The sequence below is a fragment of the Variovorax sp. GW458-11-26-14-LB1 genome, assembly GCF_059423965.1.
On sequence record NZ_JBWKYW010000056.1, the window covers coordinates 38,706 to 46,026 of the forward strand.

Here is a 7,321-nt window from a genome sequence, read left to right on the forward strand (position 1 = left end):
ACGGAGCGCCGACACGCGCGCCGTTCGTTCCCTTTCTCATCCAACCTACGGTCCACCCATGGCAGCAGTGATTTGCGGTTCCCTCGCGTTCGACACCATCATGACTTTCGAAGGCCGGTTCGCCGACCAGATCCTGCCGGACCAGCTGCACATCCTGAATGTGTCGTTCCTGGTGCCGGGCCTGCGCCGTGACTTCGGCGGCTGCGCCGGCAACATCGCCTACAGCCTCAACGCCCTGGGCGGCACGGCGCTGCCGATGGCCACGCTGGGCAGCGACGGTGCCGACTACGCCGAGCGCATGCGCACGCTGGGCATCAGCACGGAGTTCGTGCGTCAGCTCGACGACACCTTCACCGCGCAGGCGATGATCATGAACGACACGGACAACAACCAGATCACGGCGTTCCATCCCGGCGCGATGCAACAGGCGCACATCACGAAGGTGGTGGCGCGCGAGGACATCAAGCTCGGCATCATCGCGCCCGACGGCCGCGAGGCGATGCTGCAGCACGCCGAGCAGTTCGCCGCCGCCGGCATTCCCTTCGTGTTCGATCCAGGCCAGGGCCTGCCGATGTTCGACGGCGACGCGTTGCGCCACTTCATCGAGCTCGCGAGCTGGGTCGTCGTCAACGACTACGAAGGCAAGATGCTGTCGCAGCGCACCGGCTGGAGCTTGGCCGAGATCTCGCAGCGCGTGCGCGGCCTCGTGGTCACGCTGGCGGCCGAGGGCTGCGAGGTGTGGATCGGTGGCGAGCGCGAGCACGTGCCTGGCGTGACGCCCACGGCCGTGGTCGAGCCCACGGGCTGCGGCGACGCGTGGCGCGGCGGCCTGCTGTACGGCCTGGAAAAGGAATGGCCGCTGGCGCGCTGCGCAGCGCTTGGCAACCGCATCGGCGCGCTCAAGATCGCGCAACGCGGACCGCAGAACTACCAGATCGATCGCGCGACGCTCGATCTGTGATTCGCTGACGACCCGCCCGGATCGCTTCGGCGATTCGGCGACAGCGGGCGCCCATGAAAAAAGCCCGGCACCTTGCGGTGCCGGGCTTCGTGCCTTTCAAGGCCGCTGAGAATTCACTCAGGGCTTGCTGGCCGTCGGAAACGGCCAGGCTGCCTGGGGATTCAGCGTCGTTTGCGCCGCAGGGGCAGGCGCTACGGCAGCCTTCGCAGGCGCGGCGGCCTTCTTGGCAGCAGGCTTCTTGGCAGCAGCGGCAGGCTTGGCAGCGGGCTTTTTCGCGGCTTTCTTGGCCGCGGCCTTCTTGGCAGGGGCCTTCTTGGCGGCAGCCTTCTTGGCAGGGGCCTTCTTGGCAGCAGCCTTCTTGGCAGGCGCCTTCTTCGCTACGGCCTTCTTGGCAGGCGCCTTCTTGGCGGCGGCCTTCTTTGCCGGAGCCTTCTTGGCAGCGGCCTTCTTCGCCGGTGCAGCCTTCTTCGCTACGACCTTCTTGGCTGCAACCTTCTTGGCCGCGACCTTCTTTGCCGGAGCCTTCTTCGCTACGACCTTCTTGGCGACAGCCTTCTTAGCCGGAGCCTTCTTGGCAGCGACCTTCTTTGCCGGAGCCTTCTTCGCGGCGACAGCCTTCTTAGCCGGAGCCTTCTTTGCAGCGGCCTTCTTGGCCGGCGCTTTCTTTGCAGTTGCCATTTCTATTTCTCCTTGATCAAGTTGAAAAAATCAACCTATTGAAGCACTCCACGCGCGTTGGGAGCGTGAAGCGATTCATGGCGTTGGAATCTGAGCCCCAGCACCATGAACACCTGAGCCCTCGTCCATGCTGCGCTCTTTGGCGCAGTCGGTGGCAAGGGCAATTCTTGAATTCATGAATTGTTGTGTATCGAAAAATTCAATCCCAGGAGAGCGCACCACCCGACTGGTACTCGATCACGCGGGTTTCGAAAAAGTTGCGCTCTTTCTTCAGGTCAATCATTTCGCTCATCCAGGGGAACGGGTTTTCCTCGTTCGGGAAGAGCGTTTCGAGGCCGATCTGCTGCGCGCGCCGGTTGGCGATGTAGCGCAGGTAGCCCTTGAACATGGAGGCGTTCATGCCGAGCACACCACGTGGCATGGTGTCTTCGGCGTATTTGTATTCGAGCTCGACGGCCTTCATGAAGAGGTCCTTAATCTCGGCCTTGAACTCTGCGGTCCACAGGCCAGGATTCTCGAGCTTGAGCTGGTTGATCAGGTCGATGCCGAAATTGCAGTGCATCGACTCGTCGCGCAGGATGTACTGGTACTGCTCGGCGGCGCCGGTCATCTTGTTCTGGCGGCCCAGCGCAAGGATCTGCGTGAAGCCGACGTAGAAGAAGAGACCTTCCATCAGGCAGGCGAACACGATGAGCGACTTGAGCAGCGTCTGGTCGGTCTCGTGCGTGCCGGTCTTGAAGTTCGGGTCGCTGATGGCGTCGATGAACGGGATCAGGAACTGGTCCTTCTCGCGGATCGACGGCACTTCGTTGTAGGCGTTGAAGATCTCGCTCTCGTCCAGGCCGAGCGACTCGACGATGTACTGGTACGCGTGCGTGTGGATCGCTTCCTCGAAGGCCTGGCGCAGCAGGAACTGGCGGCACTCGGGGGCCGTGATGTGGCGGTAGGTGCCCAGCACGATGTTGTTGGCGGCCAGCGAATCGGCGGTCACGAAGAAGCCGAGGTTGCGCTTGACGATGCGGCGCTCGTCTTCGGTCAGGCCGTTCGGGTCCTTCCACAACGCGATGTCGCGCGTCATGTTCACCTCTTGCGGCATCCAGTGGTTGGCGCAGGTGGCGAGGTACTTTTCCCAGGCCCACTTGTACTTGAACGGCACCAGCTGGTTGACGTCGGTCTGGCCGTTGATGATCCGCTTGTCGGAAGCCTTGACGCGCTGGCCTGCAGCGGCGGCCACCGGTGCGGTGGCAGTGGCGGGTTGTGCAAGCGACGAAGTCGGAGCGGCGACCGCGCGGCCAGCGGAAAGACCGCCGGTCGATGCGTGGTGCTGCTGCAATCCTTGTTGCATATCCTTTGGTAAGGAGGGCTTGACTTCTTCGTCCCAGGTCAACATAGAAAAATCCAATGCGCAATTATCGGAGCAACGATGTGAGTTGCAAAGTGCTCGTTCACATCGTGCGCCATTTATGGGGTTGTTATGTTGCTCGCATGCATCGCGCGACGTCAGTCAATGCCTTGATTGATTGAACGTCGCGCGCTTTTCACTTGTGCGAGCACCTCGCTGATCGATCGAAGCGTCTTGTGTGTTGACGCTTCACTTGCACATCACTGGCAGGCTTCGCAGGTCGGATCGTCGACACCGCAGAACGCGATGTCGGTGGCGGGCATCGCGCTCATCTGTGCCTTCGCTGCAGCAGCGGCGGCTTCGAGTGCGCTCATGCCCGAGGGTGCGTCGTTGCCCGACGACACCGCGTTGAGACGGCCCGATTGCACCGTCGACTTTTCAGCGTGCGTCGCGCTCTGCGTGCGCAGGTAGTAGGTGGTCTTCAGGCCGCGCAGCCAGGCGAGCTTGTAGGTGTCGTCGAGCTTCTTGCCCGAGGCGCCGGCCATGTAGATGTTCAGCGACTGCGCCTGGTCGATCCACTTCTGGCGACGCGCGGCGGCTTCCACCAGCCACGTCGTCTCGACTTCGAACGCGGTGGCGTACAGCGCCTTCACGTCCTGCGGCACGCGGTCGATGGGACGCAGCGAGCCGTCGAAGTGCTTCAGGTCCATGACCATCACGTCGTCCCACAGGCCCAGGCGCTTCAGGTCGCGCACCAGGTAGTGGTTGATCACGGTGAACTCGCCCGACAGGTTCGACTTGACCGACAGGTTGCCGAAGCAGGGTTCGATCGAGGCGTCCACGCCGATGATGTTCGAGATGGTTGCCGTGGGGGCGATGGCCACGCAGTTCGAATTGCGCATGCCGTCGGCCTTGATCTTGGCGCGCAGCGAATCCCAGTCGAGGGTGGCCGAGCGGTCCACTTCGACGTAGCCGCCGCGGGCCTTCTCGAGCAGGTCGAGCGAGTCGATCGGCAGGATGCCCTTGTCCCACAGCGAGCCCTTGTAGCTGGAGTACTTGCCGCGTTCCTTGGCCAGCTCGGTCGAGGCCCAGTAGGCGTGGTAGCAGATGGCTTCCATCGACTCGTCGGCGAACTGCACCGCTTCCTGCGAGGCGTAGGGAATGCGCAGTTCGTACAGCGCGTCCTGGAAGCCCATCAGGCCCAGGCCGACCGGACGGTGGCGCAGGTTGGAGTCGCGCGCCTTCTTCACGGCGTAGTAGTTGATGTCGATCACGTTGTCGAGCATGCGCATCGCGGTCGAGATGGTGCGCTTGAGCTTTTCCTGGTCGACCTTGCCGTCCTTCAGGTGCTGCAGCAGGTTCACGGAACCCAGGTTGCACACGGCGGTTTCGGTGTCGCTGGTGTTCAGCGTGATCTCGGTGCACAGGTTCGACGAGTGCACCACGCCGGCGTGCTGCTGCGGCGAGCGCACGTTGCAGGCGTCCTTGAACGTGATCCAGGGGTGGCCGGTCTCGAACAGCATCGTGAGCATCTTGCGCCACAGGTCCGAGGCCTGGAGGGTGCGCGCGGGCTTGATCTCGCCGCGGGCGGCCTTTTCTTCGTAGGCGACGTAGGCCTTCTCGAAGTCGGCGCCGAACAGGTCGTGCAGGTCAGGCACGTTGGAGGGCGAGAACAGCGTCCAGGTGCCCTTTTCCATCACGCGGCGCATGAACAGGTCGGGGATCCAGTTGGCGGTGTTCATGTCGTGCGTGCGGCGGCGGTCGTCGCCGGTGTTCTTGCGCAGCTCCAGGAACTCCTCGATGTCGAGGTGCCAGGTTTCCAGGTACGTGCAGACGGCGCCCTTGCGCTTGCCGCCCTGGTTCACGGCCACGGCCGTGTCGTTCACCACCTTCAGGAACGGCACCACGCCCTGCGATTCGCCGTTGGTGCCTTTGATGTGGCTGCCCAGTGCGCGCACGCGGGTCCAGTCGTTGCCCAGGCCGCCGGCGAACTTCGACAGCAGCGCGTTTTCCTTGATCGACTCGTAGATGCCGTCCAGGTCGTCGGGCACGGTGGTCAGGTAGCAGCTCGAGAGTTGCGAGCGCAGCGTGCCGGCGTTGAACAGGGTGGGCGTGCTCGACATGAAGTCGAACGACGACAGCACTTCGTAGAACTCGATGGCGCGGGCTTCGCGGTCGATTTCGTTCAGCGACAGGCCCATGGCCACGCGCATGAAGAACGCCTGCGGCAGCTCGATGCGGGTCTTGCGCACGTGCAGGAAGTAGCGGTCGTACAGGGTCTGCAGGCCCAGGTAGTCGAACTGGTTGTCGCGCTCGGCCTTCAGGGCGGCGCCCAGGCGGGGCAGGTCGTACTGCAGCAGCTTCTCGTCGAGCAGCTCGTTCTCGACGCCCTTCTTGATGAACTGCGGGAAGTAGTCGGCGTAGGCGGTGGCGCGCTCGACCGGCATCACTTCGCGGCCGATGATCTCCTTGAAGATCGTGTGCAGCAGCAGGCGCGCGGTGGCGAAGGTGTAGTCGGGGTCCTTCTCGATCAGCGTGCGGGCGGCCAGGATGGAGGCCTTGTAGACCTCGTCCAGCGGCACGCCGTCGTACAGGTTGCGCATCGTCTCGGCGACGATGGGGGCGGCGGTGATGCTGTCGCCCAGGCCCTGGCAGGCCGATTCGATCAGGCCCTTGAGCTCGTTCAGGTCCAGCGCCACGCGCTCGCCGTTGTCGAGCACGTGCAGTGCCGGTGCGGCGGGCACGTCCTGCTCGCCCTGCTTGGAGCGTTCCTGGGTGCGGCGTTCGCGGTACAGCACGTAGGCGCGCGCGATTTCATGGTGGCCGCCGCGCATCAGGCCGAGCTCGACCTGGTCCTGCACGTCTTCGATGTGGAAGGTGCCTCCGCCCGGACGCGAGCGCACCATGGCGCGGATCACGCCTTGCGTCAGCGTGTCGACGGTCTCGCGCACGCTGGCGGAAGCCGCGCCCTGGGTGCCGTGCACCGCCAGGAAGGCCTTCATCATGGCGATGGCGATCTTGTTCGGCTCGAAGGGAACGACGGCGCCGTTGCGGCGGATGATCTGGTAGTGCGCGAGGTTCTGACCGGTGGGCGAACCCGCAGTGTCTTGTTGCTGCTGCGGCGTCGCGGGGACGGCGCGGGGGGTCGACGGGGTGTTCAGTGCAGTTTGCATTCGCTTCCTCTCGGTTGTGCAATTCTTGTTGGTTGGCAAGGCCTCGCGGGCCTTGCGTCGGCGTTGTTGCCGAACGGGAAGACACTATATCTAGGGTGTCTGTGCCCTACAAGCCACTACAGGTAGTGTTTTCCTATGGACGCAACCCTTACAGGAATTGCGCCGCATCCAGCGCATCGCCAGCGATGCCGCGTGAATACTGGCCCATGGTGGCGCAACCCGCACGGGGCGCGGCTTGCAAGGCGATTTGGGCCTGCAGCCCGCATGGTTGCTACGTCGCGTGCCTGCGCTTGCGAGATTGCTGCGCTGCGAGAGCGGCGCATCGCGGGCCACGGAGCGATTGAAAAAATTAGCGCGCGACCACCTGCTCGGGAAACATCTGTGGATTCCAGCCGAGCTGTTCGCGCAGCAGGCGCCAGTCGAAACCGGCGCCGGGGTCCTGCTTGCGACCGGGCGCGATGTGCTCGTGGCCGGCGATGTGGGCGATGGCGTAGTGCTGCGCGAGCGCGGCGCAGAGGCTGGCCAGCGTCTCGTACTGCGCCTCTTCGAAGCGCTCGCCCTCGAGGCCTTCGAGCTCGATGCCGACCGAGTCGTCGTTGCAGTTGGTGCGCCCGCGCCACGACGACACGCCGGCGTGCCAGGCGCGGTCGTCGCAGCTCACGAACTGCCAGAGCTCGCCGTTGCGGCGCACATAGAAATGCGAGGACACCTCGAGCCCGCGGATCGACTGGAAGTACGGGTGCGCGTCCCAGTCGAGCTGGTTGGTGAAGAGCTGCTGCACCGCGTCGCCGCCGTATTCGCCTGGCGGCAGGCTGATCGAGTGCAGCACGATCAGGTCGGTCTGCGCGCCGGCGGGGCGCGGGCCGAAGTTCGGCGAGGGCAGGGCCTTGGCGAAGCGGTACCAGCCAGCGCGCCAGAGTCCGTCGTCGCCGGCCGGTGTCGTGGCGAGGTCGTCAGTCGTCGGCATGTGCGGTGGCACCGTCGTCGCCGTTGGGCGTGGAGATGCCCAGGCGCGCGATGCGGTAGCGGATCTGGCGCAGGCTCATGCCCAGCCGCGCGGCGGCGGCCGTGCGGTTGAAGCCGCTCTCGTGCAGCGCGCGCACGAGGATCTCGCGCTCCTGCTGGTCGAGCCAGGCTTGCAGGTCGGAGGGCAGCGGCGGGGGGGCG

The 7,321-nt window shown here is 64.5% G+C and carries 6 protein-coding genes; 1 reads left to right on the forward strand and 5 read right to left on the reverse strand.

Annotated features, from left to right (window positions below):
* Positions 1-58 precede the first annotated feature (58 nt).
* Complete coding sequence (locus AC07YS_RS27155) at positions 59-961, forward strand: carbohydrate kinase family protein (protein ID WP_495269563.1); 903 nt, start codon at positions 59-61, stop codon at positions 959-961.
* A gap of 117 nt (positions 962-1,078) precedes the next feature.
* Here AC07YS_RS27155 and AC07YS_RS27160 read toward each other — a convergent pair whose 3' ends face one another.
* From AC07YS_RS27160 to AC07YS_RS27180, 5 genes are all read right to left on the reverse strand, one after another.
* A complete protein-coding gene (locus tag AC07YS_RS27160; protein WP_056575601.1) occupies positions 1,079-1,639 on the reverse strand; it encodes a histone H1-like DNA-binding protein in 561 nt (186 codons plus the stop codon).
* 199 nt (positions 1,640-1,838) lie between these two features.
* Positions 1,839-3,029 carry a ribonucleotide-diphosphate reductase subunit beta gene (locus tag AC07YS_RS27165; RefSeq protein ID WP_062480340.1) on the reverse strand — a complete coding sequence of 397 codons (1,191 nt, stop codon included), beginning with the start codon at positions 3,027-3,029 and terminating at the stop codon, positions 1,839-1,841.
* 212 nt (positions 3,030-3,241) lie between these two features.
* Positions 3,242-6,154 carry a ribonucleoside-diphosphate reductase subunit alpha gene (locus AC07YS_RS27170; protein ID WP_062480342.1) on the reverse strand — a complete coding sequence of 971 codons (2,913 nt, stop codon included), beginning with the start codon at positions 6,152-6,154 and terminating at the stop codon, positions 3,242-3,244.
* Between the two features lie 349 nt (positions 6,155-6,503).
* Entirely contained in the window at positions 6,504-7,121 is a 618-nt protein-coding gene (gene ampD / locus AC07YS_RS27175) for a 1,6-anhydro-N-acetylmuramyl-L-alanine amidase AmpD (RefSeq protein ID WP_495269564.1), read from the reverse strand.
* Positions 7,108-7,321, reverse strand: a 214-nt coding sequence (locus AC07YS_RS27180; protein WP_495275742.1) for a helix-turn-helix domain-containing protein, incomplete at its 5' end; no start/stop codon positions are given. The genes AC07YS_RS27180 and ampD, both read right to left, overlap by 14 nt.